This is a genomic window from Chryseosolibacter histidinae, from assembly GCF_018598225.1.
GTDB classification, from domain to species: domain Bacteria; phylum Bacteroidota; class Bacteroidia; order Cytophagales; family Cyclobacteriaceae; genus Chryseosolibacter; species Chryseosolibacter histidini.
On the sequence record NZ_JAHESF010000011.1, the window covers coordinates 205,684 to 231,557 of the forward strand.

The following is a 25,874-nucleotide window of genomic DNA, read 5'->3' on the forward strand; positions in this document are numbered from 1 at the left end:
GTCGACGGTCCACGGACGCCCGGTGTATGTATCACGGCTAGGCTATGCTCGACAAGCTATAAGGCGCGATTTTTCGAAGTACGAATGGGGTAATCATACACATTCTGCCGTGGACAGTCGACTGTGGACTAATTCGCATATTCGTCAATCACCCGCTCCAGCTGACTCGCCTGCACTACGCCTGCCTGCAGCCACTTCAACTCTCCCTTTTTAAACAGCGCGAGCGTGGGTACGCCGCGGATCTGGAACAGGTTGGCCAGCGCGGGATTTTTGTCGATGTCGATCTTGATGATCCGGGCCTTCTCCCCCACTGAACCTTTCAACTGCTCCAGAATAGGTTTCATCATTTTACATGGGCCACACCACTCGGCATAGAAGTCGACCAGCGTTGGCTTCTCACTGTTCACCAGTTCTGAAAAAGACGCTTGGGCCATAAGCTCATCTGTTATTTGGTGTATCGAGGATAAAAATGGCTTGCCAGCTCTTGGGAAGGAGTAAAGGAGCAAGAAGTAAATAGTAAGGAGGGCGCGGAGAAGCTAAAGGCATATTTTTTTAAATGCTTAACATTTCCCAATACTGAAAAACTAAATAAAATACCTATGGCACAACTGAAAGATCTTAAAGTGGCTATTCTTACAGAGAATGGTTTTGAGCAGGTGGAGCTGACAAGTCCAAAGGAGGCGATGGAAAAAGCTGGTGTGACCGTACATATCGTATCGCCGCAGAAGAAGGAGGTGAAGGCGTGGGATGTGGACAAGTGGGGCATCACCTTGCCGGTGGATGTTACCCTGGACGAAGCGAATCCTGAAGACTATGACGGACTGATGCTGCCGGGCGGTGTATTGAATCCTGATAAGCTGAGAGCCAATACAAAGGCTGTGGATTTTGTAAAACACTTTCTGGAGTCAGGGAAGCCGTTGGCTGCCATTTGTCATGGCCCGCAAACCATGATAGAAACCGGGATGTTGAAAGACAGAGTCATGACCTCATACCCGTCGGTAAAAACCGATCTGATCAACGCCGGCGTAAACTGGGTTGATAAGGAAGTAGTGGTTGACCACGGCCTGGTGACGAGCCGCTCGCCAAAAGATCTCGGTCCCTTCAACAAAAAGCTGCTCGAAGAGCTGGCAGAGGGAATTCATGCGTAAGCTGATTAGTTTAAAGTTTAAGGTTTAAGATTTAAAGTTTAGGAAGGATGAGAAAGAAAGGGTTAGTGACAGGATTGCTGGTCATGGTCAGCGTGGTGGTGGTTAATGCGCAGCGCATTACGGTTGCTTCTGACAAGGCAGCGGACACAGACTTCAGCAAGTTCAAAACGTTTTACTGGACATCACAGGTGGACAACCAACTGGATGAAGGATATAATTTTTTAAATGATCTGATCCTGAAAGCTCAGGTCAGGGACGCCGTAAAAGCCGAACTAATGGGATTGGGATATAAGTTGAATCCCGATTCGCCTGATCTGCTGGTGAACTTCCGGGTGTTCGATAAACCGGTGCGGCTGAGGGGCACGGAAGGTTATGGCACCAGCTACTGGGGAAACGACCAGTACAGGTCGATCTCCGATACCACTTCCTATGCCGTGGAAGCCGGTACGTTGCTGATCTCGCTTGTTGACCGGAAAGAAGGTGCCATCGTCTGGCAGGGTTTCGCCTCGGGGCTGATCGATAACAACCAGTTCATCAAGGATGAAGGCAAGATCCGCGAAGCTGTTAACATGATCTTCGACGAATATGGCTTACGTGCAAAGGAATACTCACGAAAGTAACCGGTCTTGAAAATGAATGATTGATCAAACAGGGCTCGCTTCGATCCCTGTTTTTTTTTGCCGTCACCAGAAACAGTGACTGTCATGGGAGGCGCAGCTCGAATTCTTTCGCATCCGCTCACACAATTCTTTTTTATTTCACCGGCTGTATTCGTTACTTTAATGCTTTAAGCTAAACCTGAATATGAAGCATAGAATTGCAAGTATACTTCTGCTCGTTTTATTACTCCCGCTCGTAGCATTGACTCCCACAGGAGGCAGGATCCCGTCATATGCACAACATGGTATGGTGGTCTCTGCTTCCACCATCGCCTCTGAAGTGGGGCGCGATATCCTGAAGAAAGGTGGCAATGCCATCGACGCTGCTGTGGCTACAGCGTTTGCACTCGCCGTTACCTGGCCCGCTGCCGGCAACATCGGCGGTGGTGGATTTATTGTTTACCGCGATCACCAGGGCAAGGTAACTACTTTCGACTTCCGTGAAAAAGCACCGCTGGCTGCCAACGCCAAAATGTACCTGAATGAAAAAGGTGAGCTCATCGACGAGCTTAATCATACGGGATTGCTTTCCGTCGGTGTTCCCGGCACCGTTGCAGGACTTTATCAGGCGCACGCCAAGTATGGCAAGCTGCCGTGGGCAAAACTGGTTCAGCCTGCTGTGGAGCTTGCCGACAAAGGAATTCCCATCAGCTATGCGCTCAATCAACAGGCGAAGAACATGCGCAAAACGTGGGAGCAATTTCCTTCCACCATGGCCGTGATGTACAAAGGTGACAAGTCATACTATGAGCCGGGCGAAACCTGGAAGCAGCCTGAGCTTGCAAAAACCCTGAAACGTATCAAGAAAAACGGACGCGACGGATTTTATAAAGGTGAGACCGCCGAGAAGCTGGCGGCCTTCATGAAGGCTAACAACGGTATCATTACTACACAAGATCTGGAGCAATACCAGGCTGTTGAAAGAAAACCGGTGGAAGGTACGTATCGTAATGTTAAGGTCTTCACTATGCCGCCACCCAGCAGTGGTGGTACCGCGCTGGTAGAGATGCTCAACATTCTTGAAGGATACGACCTGAAAGCATTGGGTTACAAATCTGCAGACTATATCCATGTTTTGTCGGAGACGATGCGCCGCGCTTTTGCCGACCGCGCCGAGCACATGGGTGACCCCGATTTCAATCCCGATCTTCCCATCGCAAAACTAACGTCGAAGGAATATGCCGCCAGGCTGCGCAAGACCATCACCATGGACCTGGCCTCCGCCAGCGACTCTTCACGGTACGGTCAATTGTATGAAGGCACTTCAACCACCCATCTTTCGGTGGTAGATGAACAAGGTGGTGCAGTATCGCTGACCTATACGTTGGAACGCAGCTACGGATCACAAGTGGTGGCTGAAGGACTGGGCTTCTTCCTCAACGACGAGATGGGCGACTTCAACCCTGTTCCCGGTGTAACAAGGACCGACGGATTGATCGGCTCCGAACCCAACCAGATCAAACCGGGAAAACGCATGCTCTCCAGCATGACGCCCACCATACTGGAAAAAGATGGCAAGCTCTTCATGGTGATCGGCGCTCCCGGAGGCCGCACCATCATCAACACAGTGCTGCAGGTAATTCTCAACGTGGTCGACCACGACATGAACATCGCGCAAGCCATTGAAGCGCCGCGTATCCACCACCAGTGGTTACCCGACCGACTCAACTTCGAGCTTTACGGACTTTCTCCCGACACCCAGGAGAAGCTCAAGATAAAAGGACACAACATCAACGAGCTCAACCATAACATGCAGGGTAACGCCATGGGCATTATCGTGATCCCTCAAAGCGGATTACGTTCCGGCGCAGCCGACTCGCGCAGTGCCGATGGTGGTGTAGCAGGGTATTAATTAGACATGAGAGTTGAGATATGAGATTTGAGACCCGGTACCATCGCGATCAGGTGGTTCTATCTCACATCTCATATTTATTTCTGTTTCCACCAGAGGAAGGAAGCTGAGAGGCCCAGCTGGAAAGGATTCTGTTCCGGACCACGGTTGTGAGCCTGGGTGGCGTAAACCCTGGCTTGTGGCTCGATCAGTATACCGAACGTTTCCTGTTTGAATAACAGGCCAAAGCCGATCTGTGTAGCGATCAGGTAACGGTTATATTTCAACGGACGATGCTCTGGCGATTCTTCTCCTGCTCTTTCCATTTTCTCATGGATGAGAACTGAATTCACGATGCCCGCCGACGGAAAGATCTCCAGCTTGTCGTTGCTGACAATGCTGTAAGCCACAGTCACCGGGATATCAATAAAACCATTTTTATAGGTATAGGTGGGCCCTTCGATCAGGCTCGGATCGATCGGCTCTAAAAATCTGAATTTGCTGTAATCAAGATACTCGCGGAAATTCCGTGTAGCATAATTAAGCGCACCCGACACGGTCAACCGCGGTGACAGGTACTTCCTCACCGTAATACCAGATGAATAATTCAAGGTTCCCTGGAAGTCTGTAACGCCCAAATCATCGATCAGTGCATATGAATTCCAGTCGAGAGAGGCGTTGAATCCGAACATGAATGGTTTGTCCTGGGCATTTGCATGAAAGGCCATGAGCGCACAAAAGAGTCCAATGAAAGACTTTTTCATTTTGAAAGGGGTTAAAGCATTTTTAAGATAAATGATTTACCCCGAACCCGGGCTCTCATGTAGTATTTATGCAAAAAATGCAGCGCTCCTGGTCCAGAATCCCGTGCTCGACTAGTCCTTTTTATCTATTGAAGCTGGCTTGCACACCGAGGTACCACCTTCACAACGGGGTCTTGCTGTGGACCGTGGACTGTCGACCGTGGACTCTGCATTCACAGTGCCAGCGTCTCTTCCCAAACTTGCTTCAGCACGGGAACACCTTTCTCATTATTCTCCGCTCTTGTCTGCAGGATCTTCTCACCTGGAAAGCGTACCTTTTTTAAAGGAGGTTCAGGAACAGACTGATGGTAATCATCGATGATCTGGTGAATGAGCGCGGGTATGGTCTGATGATGGCTGAGCGCCGAAAGATTTACAGCAATGAACACCTGCGACAGGTTGCACTCCGCCGGAAGTTTGGTGATCTCGGAAACAGATAGCCCGCCCGATAAGATCGTCGCAAAAATATCCAGCAGCAGCGAAAGACCCGAGCCCTTCCAGTATCCAACGGGCAACGTTCTGCGCGACTTCATGATAGCCTCCGGATCGTCAGACAGTTTTCCGTTGCTGTCGTATCCACCGGCCACAGGCAAGCGCTCACCTTTCAGCTTGTACAGTTCCATGGAGCCATAGGAATATTGTGACATGGCCATGTCGAGCACAATCGCTTCCCCCTCGTGCGGCACCGCCATCACCAACGGGTTGTTGCCCAGCTTACCGTCAACGGCGCCCCATGCCGGCGTGTTGGCAATGGTATTGGTCCAGCCGATAAAAGCGAAGCCCGCTTTAGCCGCCTTCCAGCCATAAGCGCCACCCCTCATCCAGTGATTGGTGCGGGCCAGCGCCACGCATCCCATTCCGTGTTGTTGCGCCAGTGCCAGCGCCCGGTCTGTACACTGCAACGCATTGAGCACGCCCACACCCGATTGTCCGTCCCACTGCTCAACGCAGCCACTACTGCTCTTTCGAACAGACTCCATCCCCGGTTTAACATGCCCTTCCCTGACATATTGTATGAACTTCGGGAACCGGTTCACACTATGGGTGTAGATGCCATCCAGCGCATTGTCTGTAAAAAGCTGCGCAGTGGTCATGGCCTTCTCAGGAGAAAAGCCATACTTCTGCAGAATACGCTGATAGGTCGCGGTCATCTCGCGGGCACTGATCCTGACCATTTCAGGCGAAGAAGTAGAGTTCATGGACGTTCTTTTAAAGAACGAAGATAGTTTATTTTATCCCGAAAATTCTTTCGGTTGGTGGAACTAAGTTCCACCGTCAGGGATCGTGCTACGATCAAAGGAGAAAATTGCGCACGGAAGTAACTTCCGCGCGAGGGAGAGTTTCCAAGCCAGGACCCACTGGGGCGGAAGTTTCTTCCGCCCCTTCCCGAAGAGTCATTTTCGAAGACGCAACCTTGATACGGAAGTTACTTCCGTAACCCTCAGGCGCTATCAGAAAACAACCTTCCGCACCACCACCTGATCCTCGAGCTTCAGGCGGATGAAATAGATTCCTTTAGTCAGCGCCGATGTATCGACATCTTTCACAAAAGGTGCTGATTTGATCACTCCTTTATGAAGTGTGAAGAGCAGCTTGCCGTTCACATCGAGCAGGCTGATCTCGGCATGGCCACTTTTGTTTACGCTCACCTTCAGGGATGAGCCACTGGTTGAAGGTGTGGGATACACTTCCAGCAAAGGTTTTTCACTCCTCTCGTCGCCGAGCGATGTAACTACCTCGCCTTTGGAACCCTTCAGCTGCACGGAGGCTACTGACATTGCCGGAAGCGATACGCTGATTCCATTGCCATTTTTTTGCACAGTGGTTTTTTGTAACGCATTCACCTGATGGGACACAAACGTCTCAGTCGATGGCAGATTGGCCAGCTTCAATACACTAAAATCTCCATCTGCCAGCACAAAACCTTTCAGGTGCAGATTCACGGTCTTGGATATTGTTGCGCGGTTCACGAGCGCCACGGTAACGGAATCTCCTGCTGCATTGATGGTAGGATATGCGGACACAAGCTCTTCCTCCGATGACGTGGAGCCAACGTATTGAGTTTTGTTGTACCTGCTGAACAGGTGCAGCACTTCCCACATGGCCGGGTACCAGTGCCATGGCGAAAACACTTCCATATCGGGCTGCCGCATGAACTCACCCAGGGTTCCCGCGTACCACGCAGCGATAGCATTGGCGCCGACATCGGGAATGCCCACTTCAGTAACACCGAATGTCACACCATGCCCCGGCCCCATGTACTGCTCCAGCCATTCGCGGCATCGCTGAAGGATATATTCTTTGTTCTGATTGTTGTCCCAATTGCCATTCACATTCTTCACGCCGTTGGCTTCGGGGAAAACGTACTGCTTGTCGAAGAACACACGATGATACTGAACCACGTTGCTCACCACCGTGCTGGAAGGATAAAAATGAATATCGAGCACATCGAGCAGTCGCACACCGCTGGCCTGCTGTTCTTCGGCAACCCGTTTGATAAAAAATTTCAGCCATGCATACTTGACGCCATTCTCCGTAACAGGTCCGTTAGACCAGTTGTACCATTGCCACTCATTGGCTGTAACGGGGCCAACAAGCCTGATCGCAGGAAATGCAGCCCTGGCTTTTTTTGCCACAGCGAAGTACTGCTGCATAAAAGCTTCCGCCTCGGGCTGAGCAGGTAAAATGTCATCGTGGGTGCCTGACCAGATCTCGATCTCGTTGTCCATGTTCCAATAGCGCACCTTGCTCTTATCGAGACCGATGCCTCCCGTGCCGAACCAGTGATCCAGGATGTTCACTGTTGAGTCGGGAGTCCAGTTTTCGAGGTATTGCGTTGGGTCTCCTTCCTGCAGGGCCTTGCTGCCACCCGACGTTTGTGGTACGCCCCCACCGGCGAGGTTCTGGTTCACGCCATCCCACCACTTCGATTGATTGTAGCCCCAGTCGTTGAAATTGGCGGCAGAAGTGCGTGCTGCTTTTCCGGCAAGCTGGAACGACCACATTCCCTGCGCTGCCGGCAGGTGTTGCTGAAGCGAAGTGGCTGCGAAATCCCAGTCGTGTGGATAAACATTGTTGTACCAGTCGGGGTGGCTCGACAGCTTGCGGCGCCAATTGTATTTAGTACAATTGTTGCCACCGCTTTCGCGCAGGAATGTGACCCCGGCATCTTTCAGCTTCTGCCATTCTGCAGCGCTCAATGGCCTGGAAGGGTCGTCAGACAAGGAATTATTCCTTCCATACAGGTAAGGCGATACCGCATGTGCGGTCCCTGAAACATCTACCTCCACGGCTACCTGCGAAAACAGGGGTATCGAAATACACCACGCTGCAAAAAAATGTAAACTCCTGGCAATCATAATTTTAATTTTCACCTCGCGCAATCGTTTTAAACACTGAAATCTACAACGCTTTCAAAAAGGCGATGGTCATCAAATGTTTCCGATTGGGGGGTGAATGGTTATCGTTGCCGGTTACCCGGTTGCCAGGTTGCCTGTTCATGTGGTGTGTACACGAAGACCGGGTTATGGAACAAGGCTTCTCTCAAAACTGAAGGCAATCGTGACGCAAAATCTCAGCGTGAATCGAAGTTCAAAAAGTGTAGGCGTGCACACGCGAAACCGGCAACCTGCAACTGGCAACCGGTAACGGATCTAAATCTCCCCTTTCGAAGCCGTATACAGCTCATACCAGTCCTGGTGATCGAGCTGGATGTTGAAGGCATTGGCGATGTTGCGGATACGTTGCTCGTCTCTGGTGCCGATGAGGGGAAGCGCACCGAGCTTGATCAGCCAGGCTACGGCAACGGATTCAATATCAACATTGTATTTTGGACTGATTTCCTGGAGCTTTTTGCGTACACGCGACGCGGTGACGTCGTTGCCTGAAGCAATTCTGCCGCTGGCTACCGGGGCCGATACAAGCGGCCGCATGTATCGCTGCTTGATGTAATCGATCTGGCCATTGTCCAGCGCCGACGTATTGAGCAGGTTGAGCTCGAGGTGGTGTGTTACAATGGGTGTCTGCAGATACGAAGCCAGCAGCTGATGCTGGAACACCGAGAAATTGGCCACGCCGATGTTGTTGATCTTGCCTGATTTTTTCAGCTTCTCCAGCGCCATGGCAGTTTCTTCCAGGTTCGAGATCGGATCGAGGTGGTCGAGCAGAAAGATATCGATATAATCGGTATTCAGTTTTTTCAGCGAGCTCTCCACGCTCCGGGTGATGTGCGCAGCGGAAGTGTCATAGTGCTGTACGCGAACGTCGGGCTGACCCTGGTTCGGCATGCGCAGCCCGCACTTGGTGAACAACACCAGGTCTTCACGTTTGAAAGACCGTTTGCTGATCACTTTACCGAACAGCTCCTCGCATTGGGAGTTACCATAGATGTCTGCATGGTCGAAGGTATTGATGCCCAGCTCCATACACAGGTTAACGATCTTTTCCATCGTTGCCGAAGCGTTGTTTTCCGCTTCCCACCGGTAAAAGCCATACACCGCGGGAGAAACTTTCGGACCGGCATCGCTGAGATAGATCTTTTGCATCATGGGATTACTTCGTTAATTGCTTATCTGCAATTATCGGATTTAATCCTGTATAAAAAAAATCAGCGCAGACTGCCTCCGGCCCATTGCACCAATGGCAGCACCCACTCCCGGTAAGGCTTATAAATGAAACCATGGCCGTTGCCCATGCGCAGGCCGATCTCCGTGTATCCTGTCTTGCAAAGCTTGTCGCTGAGAAGCTTGTTGCACGAGCCTTTGGAATCGGAGGTTTCGTAGATGGAAAGGAAATTGCCGCACAGCGCAACGGAGTCTTTTAAAAAATAGTCCAGCGCATATTCGCTGCACAGCGCCAGGATGGCATAGCTGATGCGGCTGTTCTTCATACGGCGCGCCACGTCTATGGCGATATAGGCACCCTGCGATGCTCCTACAACAATGATATTCTCGGGTGACACTCCCCGGCTCATCAACGTATCGATCTGCTTCGAGACCTTGACGGCATAATCCAGATCTTCCGTGCCTTTGGGCCTTGCTTCGCTGATCACATGAAAGCCATGACTCCTTAACGTATCCAGGATCTTCAGGTATTCATAAGCACCGAACCGCGGGCTCACTGCATTGATACCCTGCTCCTGCACAATGCCACCATGCAGATAGAACAGATACTTCTGCGATGCGTCTGGTCTTTTGGGAGTAAACGCAGAAATGGTCGGTCCCTGGGCGGGAGCGATGAACGCGATGCAGAGTATGAATACGGATACGAGTTTCATTTCGAAATCTTGTACGTCATCGGTTGCCAGTTGCCGGTTCAGACTGGTGTGACATTCGAGTCTCGTCTATTTACAAAGTTTCAGTACCCGGTACTTGAAAGCTGAAACTCGCTCGAACCGGTAACTGGCAACTGGCAACCGGTAACTATTCGTATCTCAACGACTTCGTCGGATTCGTCCTCGCGGCTTTCAAGGTATGGACGGATACCGTGAGCAGCGCGATCGTGATCACCAGCAGGCTGGGGATGGCAAAGATCCACCACGACAGCGGGATGCGGTTTGCGAAAGCTTCGAGCCACGCGCTCATCACCCACCATGCCAGCGGAACCGCCACCGTGATGGCAGCCAGCATCAGCACCAGGTAATCGCGGCTGATCAGCGTCAGGATGCTGGTAATGGAGGCGCCGAGCACCTTGCGTACGCCGATCTCTTTGGTGCGTTGGATGGCAGTGAGCGAAGAAAGTCCGAACAAGCCGAGACAGGCAATGAAGATGGCAATGGTGGAAAATATGCCGAACACTTTTCCGAACTGCTGATCGGCCTGGTACTGCTTGTTGTAGTGATCGTCGAGGAAGAACGAAATAAAGGGATTGCCCGGGAACAGGGCTTTCCATTGCTCTTCAAAACGACTCATGGACTCCTTCACATTAGCCGTATTGAACCGGATGGAATAATATCCGCCAGGTGATGAGGAGTAACGGAAAACGAGCGGCTCATGTGATTTCTTCAGCGACTCCTGGTGGTAATTCTTCAATACACCTACGATGCGAAAGGTATCGCCCCAGAAAAAGATCTCGTCATTGATGGCATCCTCTGCTTTTTCAAAACCCATCTGGCGGCACGCAGCTTCGTTCAGCAGAACATTTTTATACTCGTTGGGTTCGTCTGAAAAACCTCTGCCGGCCAGAACGTTCAATCCGAACAAGGGAACAAAGTCATGATCCATCATGATCACGCGGTACTGGTTGGCTTCGTCTTCGCGCTGGCTGAGCCTGCGGATGCCTCCCGCGTTCCATCCTGGTTGTGCTCCGGGAATAGCCGATGAAGCGGTCATGTTCGCCACTTCAGGATACTGTTTGATCTTCTCTTTGAGAATGAGAAACTTCTTTTGATACGTTGAGTCAACAACGTTGGGGGAATAGACCACCAGCGTCTGGTCGAGGTTCACACCCAGGGCCTGCTCCTGCATGTAACGGATCTGGCGGTAAACCGTGAACGTACCCACGATCAATGTGATGGAGGCCACGAACTGTGTCACCACCATTCCCTTGCGGAACAGCACACCTTGGCCGGTATTCTTGAATCTTCCCTTCAGCACTTCCACAGGCTTGTATCCTGAAAGCACAAATGCCGGGTACAATCCTGAGAGCAGGGCACCGCCGGCGATCAGGAGGCCCATCCAGACCCAGAACATCTTTTGTTTGAAAAGCAGGTAGCCCAGCTCGCGGCCGGTAAGCTCGCTGAACCATGGCGTGAGCATGACAACAAACGCGATGGCCACAAACACCGCCACCGTGTTCAGCAGCAGTGACTCGAACAGGAACTGCTGCACCAGTTGTGTGCGGAAGCTGCCCATCACTTTCCTGACCCCTACCTCCCTGGCGCGCTCGATCGATTTTGCGGTGGAGAGGTTGATATAGTTGATCCAGGCGATCACCAGGATGAGCACTGCTACGATGGAGAGAAAGTAAGCTGACCGTCTGTCGCCATTCGGTTTGAACTCGCCCATAAAATCCGAATCCAGGTGGATGTCTGTGAGCGGCTGCAGATGAAAGACCATACCCGCGTTCCATTGCTTCAGGTTCTCACCTTCCCGTTTTTCGACATAAGCAGGTAACTTGGCTTCCAGTGCTTTGGCATCAGCGTTCTCGGTGAGCAGCAGGTAGGTAAAAAAGCCATCCCACTGCCATGAGGTAAGCCCCTGGGGATTCTGGTTGGCGATCCAGGTATCGAACGAGAAGAGCGCATCCACTTTCATGTGGGTGTTGGTAGGAAGGTCTTCGAATATGCCCGTCACTTCGTATTCTCTTCTGCCGTTGTCACGGATGGTTTTGCCCACCGGATTTTCAGCACCGAAATATTTTTTAGCCATCGATCTCGATAGCACAGCCTTGTTGGGTCCGCGGAGTGCCGAAGAATCACGTCCTTCTATCAGGGGAACCGTAAACACCTCGAAAAAATCTTCCGAAGCATAGTATACACCCTCTTCCTTGAAGAACACATCTCCGTACGACATCACCGTATTCCTTTTGTACATGCGCACAATCTTCTCAACCTCGGGGAAATTTGCTTTGAGGTCAGGACCGATGCCCAGGCATCCGGCGGCCCACCGCGTTTCTATCTCGCCTTTGTTATAACGGTCCAGCTGTACCCTGAAAATGCGGTCCTTCTTTTCATGATAGTCGTCATAGCTGAACTCATGGAGCACAAACTGGGTGATGAGCATGCAAGCCATCATGCCAATGGCGAGTCCTGAAATATTGATCGCCGTAAACGCCTTGTTCCGCGAAATGTAACGGAATACTGAGGTAAGATAGTTCTTGATCATAGATGGAAGTATGGTGATAAGTAGTACTTGGGATCAGGTGAATGGTTACAGTTTAAAGTTTAAAGTTTAAAGTTTAAAGTTTTAGGTTCAGTCCAAGGTCGACAATTCCATTCGGAGACCGTCATCCAGAGCGGTGAAAGAGCGATGGTTTTGTGCGAGCGAAGGATCCCCCGGAACCTTACTGCGAATTTAATTCGAGCGTACGCCTTGCCGTGACCACTCCGTCATCAGGGGATTCTTCACTCCCTCAGCCTGGCCCACATGCATCGTTCAGAATGACGGTTCACGGCGTCCCTCCTTACTCCTTTTTACTCATTCTTAAGTGTCTCCGCGGGATTCAGTTTCGAAGCCCGCACGGTGAAATAGCTCAGGGTGATCCACGAAATGACTACCAGCGCAAGGCCAGCGATCAGAAATACCAGGGGGCTGATGCTAACCTGGTAGCTGAAATTATCCAGCCAACGGTCCATCGTCCACCAGGCAAAAGGTGTGGCCACAACAACGGCGATCACGATCAGCCTCGTAAAGTTGCCCAGCAGCAGCACCAGCAGGTTGAGCGCTGTAGCGCCCAGCACCTTGCGCACACTCACTTCTTTTACCCTGTGCTGGAACGTGAGCATAGACATGCCGAACAATCCGATGCATGCAATAAAGATGGCGATGACCGAAAATGCAGCCATGATGTTTCCGGTTCTGATCTCGGAAGCATATTGCCTGTTGAGGTGATCTTCCAGGAACGAGAACTCGAAAGCAAACATCGGCTCGTATTGGCGGTAAGCTTTTTCAACGGCGGCCAGCTTCGCATCGAGGTCTTGCAGGCTGGTTCGGATCACCACAAAGTTGAAATTCTTTCGGCCGAGTGACAGCAGCAATGGCCGGATCGGCTCATGGAGTGACTGAAAATGGAAGTCCTGCACAATGCCGATAATGGTACCCCTGCTGACATGTCCGTCGCGGTCCCAGACCAGCTCTCTGCCGAGGGGCGAACCTTCAGGGTAAAGCTGACGTGCTGCCGTCTCGTTGAGAACGAAAGCACCCGACTTGTCAGAAGGATTTTCGCGCAGGAAGAAACGCCCTTGTGCAAGTTTTATATCAAGTGCCTGAAGAAAATCGTAGTCGACATATGCCTCAGATACATCGATGTCATCCTCCGGCCTGTCTACCGCCGAGATGCTGTTCTGGTTGAACTGCATGCCGGGAATGTTGGTAGTTCCGGAGACCGCTGAAACTCCGTTGATCTTCAGCAGCTCGGTCTGCAGCGTCTGAAAGTCACCGGTGTTGTTCTCATTCTTCAGCGGGATGACGATCGCTTCCTCCTTCCCGAATCCAAGATTCTTGTTCCGGAGAAATTCGAGCTGGTTAAAAATGATCACGGCAGACGAGATCAGCACCATGGAAATGGAGAATTGGAACACAACCAGGGTCTTTCTCATGCCGGCGCCCGCGGGACTCTGCGCCTGTCTGCCTTTCAGCACCAGTGAAGGTCTGATTCCGGATAAATAAAGGGCAGGATAAACTCCCGCCACTATACCGATGCCAGTGCCCAAAGCTACAAGCACGATGAGATGCTTTCCGTATTGAAGTTGAAAAGATAATCCCGTAGTGTGGTTGAAGAATGGAAGCGACACCTCAATGAATAACACAGACACAGCGATGGCGATCAGCGCCAGCACAACCGATTCGGCGAGGAACTGCACGGAGAGCTGTCCCTTGTATGCACCCAGTGTCTTGCGCACACCGATCTCTTTTGCACGTTCGGCCGACCTTGCTGTGCTCAGGTTCATAAAGTTGACGCACGCAATCACCAGTGTGAGCAGCGCAGCGATGGCCAGAATGTAGACATACTCGATATTTCCGTTTGGTTCAAGCTCCCACCTGAGCCGGGAGTGCAGGTGTATGTCAGTAACAGGCTGCAGCTTGAAGCCGAGGTTGTTGGTGGCATAGTACCGGAGGGATTCTTCCGACCAGTCGATATATTTTTTACTCCACGCCATCAGCCGGGCCTCGAGCGCTTTGGCGTCGGTGCCTGGCCTGAGCTTCAGGTAATTAAAATGACCGAAATCGGCCCACGAATAATATTCGTTATCCTCGTCGAGCGACTTCTCCCGGAGGTATGATACGAGGAAGTCGAAATGGAAATGAGCGTTTTCAGGAACATCCTTAAAGACACCCACTACTTCCACCATGTATGTATCCGAATCCACCATCAGTTGCTTGCCCATGGGGTCTTCATCACCGAAATATTTTTTAGCCATCGATTCGGAGATCAGCAGCCCGTTGATCGACTTGAGGGCGGTTTTCGCATCGCCCCTGACGAGTGGAAAATCAAATACATCGAAGAACGTGGTGTCAACGGCCAGGATATTGCGCTCATCGTAACGTTCTGCCCGTTGTGGATTCCGGAAGGCATGCGTTGCACGGGTAAGGCCAGCTGCCCACAGCGGTGTAAGGCTCACCGCGCTCTCTACTTCGGGAAAATCGCTTACCAGCGCCTGCGCCATCGGGTGTGGTGTGCGGGTCTGTGGATTGTTATTGACCCACGCGATGCGGTACAGGTTTTCCGCGCCCGCGTGAAACCGGTCATAGCTCAGCTCATGCCGTATATAAAGCGTGATCAGGAACACACTGGCAATACCCAGCGAAAGTCCCAGGACGTTGATTGCCGTATGCAGCTTGCTCTTGAGCAGGTTGCGGACAGCGATGTTGAGATAGTTCAGTAGCATGGAATCAGTATGGGTTTTTTATTATAAGTTCAGTTCACGAAGTGGTTGCGGTTCCGTCCACAGTCGACGGCAGCAGACTCGACAAAACCCTTTGAGAGTTTTTCATGAGGTGGCATCCTAGGTTGACTTGCGTGCCACCTGAATAGCTCTCAAAGGGTTGATCGCCGGCTGTGGACTGTCGACTGTGGACCGTGGACTACTCATACCGCAACGACTTCACCGGATCAGCCATCGCGGCTTTTACCGTCTGGAAGCTGATGGTGATCAGCGTGATGGTGACAGCGATGAACAGGGTGACAGCGAATACCAGCGGGTCAACGTCTACCCTGTTGGCAAAATGCTGCAGCCACTGATCGGCGAAATACCAGGCCAGCGGAAAAGCGATCACGTTCGCTACCACCACCAAAATGAGAAACTCCTTCGAGAGCAGGGAGGTGATGTGTAATACATCAGCACCCAAAACTTTCCGCACACCGATCTCTTTGGTGCGCGATGACACCATGAACGACACCAGTCCCAGCAAACCGATCACTGCGATCACGATGGTAATGGTGGCAAAGAGCCCGAATACACGCGCAAGCCTTTGTTCGGACTGATATTGCCTTTCGAAATCCTGGTCAAGAAAAAAATAGTTGAAGTCGTTGCCCGGGAAATGTTTTTGCCAGAGGTCGCTCACCTGCGAAATGAGCTGCTGCGTGTTGGCCGCCTTATAACGAACAGCATACAGGTAGCTGTTCCGTGGCGCATAGTCCATGGCCATGGGGCCGATCTTCTGCTGCAGTCCCAGCTGGTGATAATCTTTCACCACGCCGATCACCTCTCCTTCCGGATAGCCCGAGGGTGATGTGATCTTTTTACCGATCGCCTCTTCAGGTGAAGCCCAGCCGAACATCGATACGGCAGTCTCGTTCAGCACCAGTCCGTCTTTGAGCTCCGCTTCACGTTGCGCGTCGAAGCCACGTCCGGCTACAAGCTGCAGGCCCAGGGTTTTCATATAATGATCGTCAATGGCCATGTACTCCACGCTGACGGCTTCTTCCCCGGAGCGCCCTTCAGGGTACGCCACCTGCCCTACCCAGCCGGGGTTGCCTGGCACCGAGTTGGTGAAGGTAACATCCTCCACGACGGCGAGCGACTTGAGCTGTTCCTCGAACGTTTCCCGGCTCTCGGGGTTCGCTGCTTTTGCACGCGCGGCATTCACCACAAAGATCTCATCCTTGGCAAAACCAAGCTCCTGTTGTTGCATGTAGCTGAGCTGGTCCAGTACGATCAGTGTGCCCAGCACCAGACTCACCGAAATCACAAACTGGAAGATCACGAGTACCCTGCGGAGCTGCCCACCGCGGGCACTTGCCTGCATTTTTCCTTTCAATACTTCGGCAGGGCGCATGCCTGACATCACCAGCGCGGGATAATAACCCGAAAGAAGCGTTACCACCAGGATCAGCCCAACAATACCCAGCGCTACGGAAGGTTGCATCAGCGACGTCACTACATAATTCTTGGCCAGCAGCTGATTGAACAACGGCAGCAGCAAGCCGGCGAAAGCGATGGCAATGATCAGCGCCATCAGCGTAAGCACAAACGACTCGCTGAGGAACTGCCTGATCAGGCTCTCGCGCGTTGAGCCTACCACCTTGCGCAACCCCACCTCCTTGGCACGGTATACCGAACGGGCTGTGGTCAGGTTGATGAAATTGATGCAGGCCAGCAGGATCACGAACACGGCAATGCCCGAGACCAGGTAAACCCTGTCTATACTTCCCAGGGGGCCGAGGCCATTCGACGCAGCGGTAAGGTAAAGCTTGTTCAGCGGCATGAACACAACATTGGCACGCACGCCCCAATCTCTGAGCATGCCCGCGGCACGTTCTGTATAGATGCCTTTCGCTTTCTCTTTAAAGGCTTCCGCATCAGTGCCCTCTTTCAGCAATACATAATTGCGCATGTTGATGTTTCCCCACCCATCTTCATAATTGAATTGAGGAACCAATACGTTGGTGAACGTGGAAAACGAAATGAGCATGTCGATCTGAATATGTGAGTTCGATGGCAGGTTCTCCATCACCCCGGTAACCACAAACTGCATGGTATCGCCCAGCACCAGCGTTTTGTTCAGCGCATCCTCGCCCTTGAAATATTTCTTCTCCATGTTCTCGGTGATCACGATGGAATAAGGCTCGTTCAATGCTTTTTGTGCATTGCCCCGCTTCAGGGGGAAAGTGAAAATATCAAAGAACTCAGGGCTGGCGAAGTGGATCTGTTCCCGGATCCTTCTTCCTTCATAACTTACCAGCAAAGATGTTGCACGCTGCGTGTAAAGCACGGCCTCCACTTCCGGATAATCTTTTCGTAACACGTTGCCCACACCCCAGGCGTTGGTCTCCATCCCTCCCGGGCCGCTCCCGGCATCGCTGCTGATGAATTGCGATTCAACCCTGTAGATGCGGTCACTTTTGCTGTGAAAATCATCGTACGACAGCTCGTCCATCACATACAGCATGATCATAATGCCAGCCGTAAGCCCCAACGCAAGCCCTATCAGGTTTATAGATGCGTATCCCTTGAATTTCAGCAGTGAACGGATAGCGATTTTGATGTAGTTTGAAATCATATTAGTATTTGAAATTCTTGTTCTCTTTAAAGTCCATGGTCCATAGTCGATGGTCCATGGCATACTTGTGCTGTCTCAACGCACCGTGCATGGATCATAGCGCTGCCCGGCCATGGTCTACAGACAGTGGACCGTGGACTATTCATATCTCAGCGCTTTCACCGGGTTTCTCACCGCGGCAGCCACGGTATGGAAACTGATCACCCCCAGGGTAATGATAAAGATCATCAATCCCGTAAGGGCAAACACCCACCATTGAATCTCCATGTGGTAAGCAAAGTTCTGCAGCCACTGATGCATGACATACCACGTTAACGGCACCGCCACAATAAAGCCAATGGCCACAAGCCTGAAGAATTGTGATGACACCATGGCGATGATGCCCGAAACCGTGGCACCCAGCACTTTCCGGATACCGATCTCTTTGGTCCTGCTTTCTACAGTGTACGCCGAAAGTCCGAGCAATCCCATGCAGGCAATGACAATGGCCAGCAACGAAAAGAAGCTGAACACTTTGCCCATATTGTCTTCAGACTTGTAAAGTATATTTAATCTTTCATCCAGGAACTCATATGAAAACAGTGCATCCGGTGCTACGCGATCGACGGTTGCCTTCATGTACGCAATCGATTCTTCCGTAGTGCCGGCGCGCAGCTTCACCGTAAGCAGTCCGGTCCATTCGGGTTTATACTCCAGCACCAGAGGCTCGATCACATTATGAAGCGAAGCAAAGTGATAATCTTTCACCACGCCGACAACATATCCCGGGCGATTCATGGTCACGTTGTTCACGCGTTGTCCTACAGGGTTGGTGAGACCCAGCACCTTCACGGCATTTTCGTTCAGGATATACGAAGACGAGTCGTTGAACTCCGTAGAGAAATTGCGTCCTGCCGCCAGCTTGATGTTCATCGCGTCGAGGTAGTCTTCATCGATCCGCATCACACGTACCGACGAAATGTCGTTCCGTTCCTGCTCTTTTCCTTCAGGCACAACACTCTCAACACTTAAATTATCGCCGATCATGTTTCCCGTTCTTCCCACCGCCAGGATGCCGGCGCTCTTCAGCAGCTCATTCTTTACAACAGTCCTTTCAGCAAAGGTTGAGCCGTTGAGCCTGACATTGATCACCTGGTCTTTGTCAAAGCCGAGGTCCTTGTTCTTCATCAGGTCCATTTGCTGTTGTACCAGTACGGTAGCCGCGATCAGGGAAGTGGATACAATGAACTGGAATACCACCAACCCCGAACGTACCCGGCTTGACATCGAGTTCGGAAGCTTGTCGTCTTTCAGGAATGAGCCGGCCCTGAAACGGGCGATAAAAAACGCGGGGTACACGCCCGACACGATCACAATGAACAAAAGGATACTGCCGATCACCACGAGGTTTTTCTTCTCAAAGATCTGCCATTCGCTCAGCGACTTTCCTGACAGTGTGTTGTAAAACGGAAGCAGTACCTGGTAAAAGATGATCGCCAGCACCAGCGCCACCATGGTCAGCAACAGTACTTCAGTGAAGAACTGCGCCATAAGCTGTCGCGGCTTCGCACCCATGATCTTGCGCATGCCAACCTCTTTCATACGTTTGATAGCCTGGGTGGTGAAGAGGCTGGTGAAATTGGCGCAGGCTATAACAAGGATCAGGATCTCCACCGCGATGAAAATATAGATGTAAAGGATGCTGCTGTTGGCGCCCATCTCCTGTTCGAGGTTCGAGCGGAGGTGAATGTCTGCCAGCGGCGTGAATTTCAGTACCTGGTTGGCCACCATTTGGTCGAGGTTGTCGTAGCCCTCATAAAATTTTCTGATGAACTGCGGCCACAGGTCGAGCACAGCCTTGTGGTCAGCTTCGTTCCTGAACTTCACATACGTGTACGTCACCATCCAGCCACGGTTGTTGACCCAGTCCGGAGAAACTTCTTTGTAGAACGTAGGCATGGACATGAGATAGTCGAACCGGATGTGAGAGTTCACGGGAGGATCCTGAATCACTGCAATCACGGGAAACTCCGAACGGTTATCGAACTTGAGGGTCTTTCCAACAGCACTTTGGTCGCCAAAATATCGCCTGGCCATACTTTCAGTGATCACTACTGTATTGACACCTCGGAGGGCCTGCTTGCGGTCACCATCCACGATCCGGTAGCTGAAAACATCGAACACCGTGGAGTCGGCAAAGTAACCGTGCGCTTCACCGGGATTGTTTTCGTCTGTGTTGACAACGTGTGTGCCATGCGCGGCAAACCGGGTGATGGCCTGGATCTGCGGAAGGGTTGCAGACATCTCCAGCGCCATCGGGGGAGAGCTCTTCGCCCAGCCATCTTCATGCACGCGGTAGATCTTTTCGTAATCGTCGAAATCCTTTTCATAGCTCAGCTCCTCGCGGATGTGCAGTGCTATCACAAGACCGCAGGCGATGCCCGTGGCAAGGCCCGCCGCATTCAGCAGGTTGTATACTTTTTGCCGGAGAATGTTCCGGAAAGCTACACGAAGATGGTTTTTGAACATGGTTGGCGAAGTTTAAGTATGGTCAAAACGTTCTGTGTAATTGTTTGCCGGTTGCCAGTTGCCGGTTCCCGGTTGGGATCGTGTTCGTATCATTTGCGAGCTTCGTACACTCGAGTCGTTAATCAGTTTGGTTGATAACACCGAACGAAACTGGCAACTGGTAACCGGCAACTGGCAACTATTCATACCGCAATGATTTCACCGGATTCGCCATTGCAGCCGTGAGCGATTGATAACTGACGGTGATCAAAGCTATCAGCGTTGTAAGCAGCGCCGCGATCACAAAAACCGAAACGCCGATGTCGATCCTGAACACAAATGCATTCAGCCACCAGCGGTCCATCACCAGCCAGATGAGGGGGATGGCGATCAGGTTGGCGATGAGCACAAGCTTCAGGAAATCTTTCGAGAGCAGCAGGAAAATATTGGGCACCGATGAGCCCATTACTTTGCGGATGCCGATCTCTTTGGTGCGTTGCACGGCCGTGAAAGAGGCCAGCCCGAACAAGCCCAGGCATGCCACGAAAATAGCCAGCCCCGCAAAAAAGCCGAACACACTTCCGAACTGTCTTTCGTTCTTATACTGGCGGTTGAAGAAAGTATCGAGGAAGAAATAATCGAACGGGTTGTTGGGGAACACCGCGGCGTACTTCTCTTTCAGGAACGCCATGGTCTGCGGCAGGTTCCTGGTATTGAGCTTCACGCAGAAATAACTTCGCGCATCGCTTTGCAGCCGGAATGCCGTTGGCCGGAAATCCTGCTTCAGTCCTTCCTGGTGATAATTCTCCACCACACCCACAACGTTCAGGGTATCGCGTCCGATCTGTATCTGCTGGCCCACAGCCTGCTCGGGAGACTTGAGGTTGAAGATCTCCACCGCCTTACGGTTGACGATCACGCTCTTGTTGTCGCCCGTGAATTCTTTTGAATATCCGCGTCCCGCCAGGAACTCATTGCCGAAGGTGGCAAAGAATTCGTGGTCGATGCCGATCAGGTACATCATGTTCCGCTGTGAATCATCGTCACCCACACGTTTTGCACCGTTGGTCCAGAAGACGAGGTTACCGGGAACCTCGGTGGTTGCTGTAAAGTTTTTGATATCGGGATGGTTCTCGAGGGAATTGCGGTAGCCCTGCAGGTAATTGCCGTAAAGTGAATCGATGGCGAGGAAACCCGGGGCATTGATCACCAGGGTTTGATCGATGTCGATACCGAGGTCGCGATTCTGCATGAACTGCAGCTGGCGGTACACAATGATGGTGCCGGTGATCAACAAAACCGATGCGGCAAACTGCCCTACCACCAGCGCCTTGCGTAAGAACATTCCTTCACGCGAACCCTTCATGGCACCCTTCAGCACTTTGGCAGGCTGATAAGATGACAGTACAAATGCGGGATAAAGTCCAGACAGGAAAGACCCGATCATGAACAGAACTGCCAACGAAAGCCAGAGGTTGCTGTCGTAAAAGATGCTGTGGCTAAGATGTTTGTCTGCCATCTCGTTGAAGAGCGGGATGGCCGCGTAGACCATCGCCAGTCCGAAAGCGGCCGCGGCAAAGTTGATCACCACCGCTTCAGCGATGAACTGCCAGATCAGTTGTCCCTTGTGGGCGCCGATCGATTTGCGGATGCCCACTTCCTTGGCGCGTTCAATAGCGCGCGCGGTAGCCAGGTTGATATAGTTCACCCAGGCGATCACCAGGATGAACAGCGCGATCACCATGAGAAAGTAAACCGCATCGCCGTTGCCATTGACGCTCGCCTCCTGGATGAGGTCTGAATATAAATGAATGTCTTCGAGGGGCTGCAGCACAAATTTGGTGCGCTCACTTTCTTTCTCTCCGTTGCCATACTTGTCGATAAAAGCAGGAAACTTTGCCTCGAGTGCCTGGGGGTCGGCGCCCGGTTTTAATAAAACGTAATTATAGAAATCATACCATCCCCAGGCTTCGTCAAACTGTTTGCCCCAGAGCGTAACCAACGTGGGATAAGAGAACAGGAATGTGAACTTCAGGTGTGAGTTTGCCGGCGACTCCATGATACCGGTGATCTCGTATTCCTCGCGGTCGCCGAACTTGACACGTTTGCCGATGGGATTCGCCTCTCCGAAATATTTGCGCGCCGTCTCTTTTTCTACAATGGCGGTGTTCGGTTCATTGAGCCGCGCTGTTCCTTCGATGAGAGGATATGAAAAAATGGAAAAGAAATTCTGCTCGGCCTGGAAGAGGTTGTCTTCCTTGATGGCAACATCCTCATACCGCACCACGCCTCCGCCATAACGCAGGTAAAGCCTGGTAGCATCCTCCACTTCGGGGAAGTCGGCCTTGAGCATGGGTGCCACTTTCGGGAACGCCGTAGCGCACTTGAAGATCTGCTCACCACCGCGGTAGGCATCGAACCTCACCCGGTGGATCCGCGCTGCATTCTTATGAAAATCATCAAAGCTCAATTCATCCTTCACGTACTGGAGAATGAGGATACTGGCGGCCAGCCCGATGGAAAGGCCCAGCACATTGAGTATCGAAAAACCTTTCCTCCTGGAAATGTTCCTGAAAGTGGTGATGAGGTAGTTCTTAAACATAGGCATTCACGCGTTTGAAGGGACGAGAGATTCGGGTTTACGACGAACCGGACAGCCGATTACAATGACAGTGCCACGAAAAAATACGTGCAATTGACCGTAAAATCCCTCAGAATCTGCGTGAAAAGGGCATTCGTATGTACCTGAATGAACATCAACGTCCGCGTGCGAACAGTTAAAAAGAACCAGAAGTAGAATTCTAACCTTTGATTACTTCATTATAAGGTTCGATTACTTCATTCAAAGGTTTGATCATTCCATTCAAAGGTTCGATTGCTCCATTCAAGGGTTCGATTACTTCATTCAAAGGTTTGATCATCCCATTCAAAGGTTCGATTGCTCCATTCAAGGGTTTGATTACTTCGATCAAAGGTTCGATCGCTTCATTCTAACCTTTGATTACGCCAATCAAAGGTTAGCCTGCACAATTCTAACCTTTGATAGACGTGCCAAAAAAGCCTTTGGGCCTTGTGGGCGGTTTGCCAATTTCAAGTTAAAACAGCTCTTTAGCGATGCGGTAGATCGGATCGGATTTACCCATGGAGTAGAAGTGCAGCGTAGGCACCCCCCGTTTGATCAGCTCTTTGGATTGCTGGATGGTCCACTCGATGCCGACCTCTTTCACTGCGGCATTGTCCTTACAATTTTCCACGGCTTCCGAAAGCTCTTCCGGAATATCGATGTGGAAGGTTTTTGGCAGGATGGTGTTCTGGGCTTTGGCTGTAACGGGTTTGATGCCCGGAATGATCGGTACATTGATGCCCGCTTCACGGCATTTGTCCACGAACTCGAAGTATCGCTCGTTGTTGAAGAACATCTGCGTCACAATGTATTCGGCGCCAAGGTCAACTTTCAGCTTGAGGTATTTCAGGTCGTTCTTCAGGTTAGGCGCTGAGAAGTGTTTTTCAGGATAGCCGGCAACGCCCACACAAAAATTAGTGGGTGTGGCGCTCTGCATGTCTTCATCCAGGTAGAGTCCCTTGTTCATGCTCACCACCTGCTGCAACAGGTCCGAAGCGTAACGGTGGCCATCGGGCTCCGGCACAAACCTCGATTCGCTCTTGATCGCATCCCCCTGCAATACCAGCACATTATCGATGCCCAGGAAGTGAAGATCGATCAGCGCATTCTCCGTTTCTTCCCTCGTAAATCCGCCGCAGATGATATGGGGAACGGTGTCGACCTTGTATTTATTCTGGATGGCCGCGCAGATGCCTACGGTGCCGGGACGTTTGCGTGTAGACCGCTTTTCCAGCAACCCGTTCTCTTTCTTCTTGTACACATACTCCTCACGATGGTAGGTCACATCAATGAAGGGCGGTTTGAACTCCATGAGGGGATCGATGTTGTCAAAAAGCACTTTGATGTTCTCACCCTTCAGCGGGGGAAGGATCTCGATGGTGAATAATGTCTTTCCGTTGGCGTTCTTTAAATGCTCTGTAACTTTCATTTGCCGTTTCGCTTAGTTGGGTCTTTTACAGGGATGACATCCTTTTGAAGGATGTCATCCCTTTGTGGTTTAAATATCGTAAGATAAGTTCGGCGCCAGCCATCGTTCTATCGCTTCAACGCTCATACCTTTGCGCTTCGCATAATCTGTCACCTGGTCTTTCTCGATCTTGCCGAGGCCGAAGTATTTCGACTCGGGATGAGAAAAGTAAAAACCACTCACCGCCGCGCCGGGATACATGGCGTAAGACTCTGTTAAGGTAATGCCTACCTTATCAGCTTCCAGCAGCTCGAACAACAATTTCTTCTCTGTATGGTCAGGGCAGGCCGGGTAGCCGGGCGCAGGACGAATACCTTTGTACTCCTCATCGATCAGTTGCTCATTGGTAAGCCCTTCATCTTTCGCATATCCCCAAAGCTCTTTGCGCACCTTCTCATGCAGGCACTCTGCAAAGGCCTCGGCCAGGCGGTCTGCCAGTGCTTTGGCCATGATGTCTGAATAATCGTCGTGGTTCGCTTTGTGTTTTTCGATGAGCTTCTCAAGTCCCAGTCCGGCGGTGACAGCGAACATTCCGAAGTAATCTTTTCCTTTTTCGGGCGAGATGAAGTCGGCCAGTGAAAAGTTGGGCAGGTTCTGTGCCTTCTTATTCTGCTGGCGCAGGAAGTGGAAAGTGGCAAACGCTTCCTTGTCATCTTCTTTCCTGAACAAATTCACATCGTCTCCGTCGCTGGCGGCCGGGTAGAAAGCAACAACACCATTGGCCTGCAGACTCTTGTTCTTCACAATGTCATCCAGCATGCGGTTGGCGTCGTCGAAAAGTTTTTTCGCCTCCGTACCTACTACCGGGTCTTTCAGGATGCCGGGGTAACGGCCTGCCAGCATCCAGGTCTGGAAGAACGGTGTCCAGTCGATGTATTTCCGGATCTCCTCCAACGGATAGCTTACAAACTCTTTGCGGCCCACAAAAGCGGGTTTCGTAAAACGGGTGCTGCTCCAGTCGATCTTGGTCCGGTTGCCTCGCGCTTCACTCAGCGTAATATAACTCTTGGTCTGCTGGCGGCCGGCGTGATCGATCCGCATCTTATCGTACTCTTCCTTCACTTTGCGTTTGAAGGCATCGCGGGTCTGGGGGTTGATGAGCTCGCTGGCTACGGGCACCGAACGCGAGGCATCCAATACGTGCACCACGGGGCCATCATAGGCGGGGTCTATCTTCACCGCGGTATGAATGCGCGAGGTTGTAGCACCGCCGATCAGCAGTGGCAGCCCGAGCTTCTCGCGTTGCATCTCTTTGGCTACATGCACCATCTCATCGAGCGAAGGAGTGATCAGTCCGCTAAGACCTACCACGTCTACTTTTTCACGTTTAGCCGCTTCGATGATCTTCTCGGTAGGCACCATTACCCCGAGGTCTACAATATCGTAGTTGTTGCAGGCCAGCACCACGCCAACAATGTTCTTGCCGATGTCGTGCACATCGCCTTTAACAGTGGCCAGCAATATCTTGGCGGCAGCCTTGCCGACGCTTCCGTTTTTCTTCTTCTCTTCTTCGAGGTACGGGGTCAGGTACGCTACGGATTTTTTCATCACACGCGCGCTCTTCACAACCTGTGGCAAAAACATCTTGCCGGCGCCGAACAGATCGCCCACCACATTCATGCCGGCCATCAGCGGTCCTTCGATCACGTTGAGTGGCCTGCCGTATTTCTGGCGCGCTTCTTCGGTATCCTGGTC

17 protein-coding genes are annotated in these 25,874 nt (G+C 51.6%); 3 read left to right on the forward strand and 14 right to left on the reverse strand.

All coding sequences use genetic code 11. The annotated features are described in order from the left end of the window. Positions 1 to 128 precede the first annotated feature (128 nt). Entirely contained in the window at positions 129 to 434 is a 306-nt protein-coding gene (trxA, locus tag KK083_RS13310; RefSeq protein ID WP_254163734.1) for a thioredoxin, read from the reverse strand. Positions 435 to 599: 165 nt separating this feature from the next. Here trxA and KK083_RS13315 point away from each other — a divergent pair, with 165 nt between their 5' ends. The 3 genes from KK083_RS13315 to ggt all read left to right on the forward strand — a co-directional run bounded on the left by KK083_RS13315 (position 600) and on the right by ggt (position 3,659). After that, on the forward strand, positions 600 to 1,148 hold the full coding sequence (locus KK083_RS13315; RefSeq protein ID WP_254163735.1) for a type 1 glutamine amidotransferase domain-containing protein: 549 nt from the start codon (positions 600 to 602) through the stop codon (positions 1,146 to 1,148). 47 nt (positions 1,149 to 1,195) lie between these two features. Then, on the forward strand, positions 1,196 to 1,768 hold the full coding sequence (locus tag KK083_RS13320; protein WP_254163736.1) for a DUF4136 domain-containing protein: 573 nt from the start codon (positions 1,196 to 1,198) through the stop codon (positions 1,766 to 1,768). Positions 1,769 to 1,952: 184 nt separating this feature from the next. Further along, a complete protein-coding gene (gene ggt, locus KK083_RS13325; protein ID WP_254163737.1) occupies positions 1,953 to 3,659 on the forward strand; it encodes a gamma-glutamyltransferase in 1,707 nt (568 codons plus the stop codon). Between the two features lie 77 nt (positions 3,660 to 3,736). Here the strand turns inward: ggt and KK083_RS13330 are convergent, their stop codons facing one another. The 13 genes from KK083_RS13330 to KK083_RS13390 form a co-directional block, all read right to left on the reverse strand. Next, positions 3,737 to 4,402: an outer membrane beta-barrel protein gene (locus tag KK083_RS13330; protein WP_254163738.1), complete on the reverse strand. Its 666-nt coding sequence runs from the start codon at positions 4,400 to 4,402 to the stop codon at positions 3,737 to 3,739. Between the two features lie 212 nt (positions 4,403 to 4,614). Beyond that, entirely contained in the window at positions 4,615 to 5,640 is a 1,026-nt protein-coding gene (gene yiaK, locus KK083_RS13335; RefSeq protein WP_254163739.1) for a 3-dehydro-L-gulonate 2-dehydrogenase, read from the reverse strand. A 252-nt stretch (positions 5,641 to 5,892) separates the two neighbouring features. After that, complete coding sequence (locus KK083_RS13340) at positions 5,893 to 7,815, reverse strand: T9SS type A sorting domain-containing protein (protein WP_254163740.1); 1,923 nt, start codon at positions 7,813 to 7,815, stop codon at positions 5,893 to 5,895. A gap of 279 nt (positions 7,816 to 8,094) precedes the next feature. Then, on the reverse strand, positions 8,095 to 8,988 hold the full coding sequence (locus KK083_RS13345; RefSeq protein WP_254163741.1) for an aldo/keto reductase: 894 nt from the start codon (positions 8,986 to 8,988) through the stop codon (positions 8,095 to 8,097). Positions 8,989 to 9,047: 59 nt separating this feature from the next. After that, complete coding sequence (locus KK083_RS13350) at positions 9,048 to 9,716, reverse strand: alpha/beta hydrolase family protein (protein WP_254163742.1); 669 nt, start codon at positions 9,714 to 9,716, stop codon at positions 9,048 to 9,050. A gap of 145 nt (positions 9,717 to 9,861) precedes the next feature. Continuing rightward, positions 9,862 to 12,264, reverse strand: a complete 2,403-nt coding sequence (locus KK083_RS13355) for an ABC transporter permease (protein WP_254163743.1) — start codon at positions 12,262 to 12,264, stop codon at positions 9,862 to 9,864. A gap of 308 nt (positions 12,265 to 12,572) precedes the next feature. Beyond that, positions 12,573 to 14,987, reverse strand: a complete 2,415-nt coding sequence (locus tag KK083_RS13360) for an ABC transporter permease (protein ID WP_254163744.1) — start codon at positions 14,985 to 14,987, stop codon at positions 12,573 to 12,575. A 196-nt stretch (positions 14,988 to 15,183) separates the two neighbouring features. Further along, on the reverse strand, positions 15,184 to 17,601 hold the full coding sequence (locus tag KK083_RS13365) for an ABC transporter permease (protein WP_254163745.1): 2,418 nt from the start codon (positions 17,599 to 17,601) through the stop codon (positions 15,184 to 15,186). A 138-nt stretch (positions 17,602 to 17,739) separates the two neighbouring features. Next, entirely contained in the window at positions 17,740 to 20,109 is a 2,370-nt protein-coding gene (locus KK083_RS13370; protein WP_254163746.1) for an ABC transporter permease, read from the reverse strand. A 178-nt stretch (positions 20,110 to 20,287) separates the two neighbouring features. Continuing rightward, positions 20,288 to 22,690 (reverse strand): ABC transporter permease, encoded by a 2,403-nt coding sequence (locus KK083_RS13375; protein WP_254163747.1) that lies wholly within the window; start codon positions 22,688 to 22,690, stop codon positions 20,288 to 20,290. A gap of 199 nt (positions 22,691 to 22,889) precedes the next feature. After that, entirely contained in the window at positions 22,890 to 23,060 is a 171-nt protein-coding gene (locus tag KK083_RS13380) for a hypothetical protein (protein ID WP_254163748.1), read from the reverse strand. A 123-nt stretch (positions 23,061 to 23,183) separates the two neighbouring features. Continuing rightward, complete coding sequence (gene metF, locus KK083_RS13385) at positions 23,184 to 24,140, reverse strand: methylenetetrahydrofolate reductase [NAD(P)H] (RefSeq protein WP_254163749.1); 957 nt, start codon at positions 24,138 to 24,140, stop codon at positions 23,184 to 23,186. Positions 24,141 to 24,209: 69 nt separating this feature from the next. Next, positions 24,210 to 25,874, reverse strand: a 1,665-nt coding sequence (locus KK083_RS13390; protein WP_254163750.1) for a vitamin B12 dependent-methionine synthase activation domain-containing protein, incomplete at its 5' end; no start/stop codon positions are given.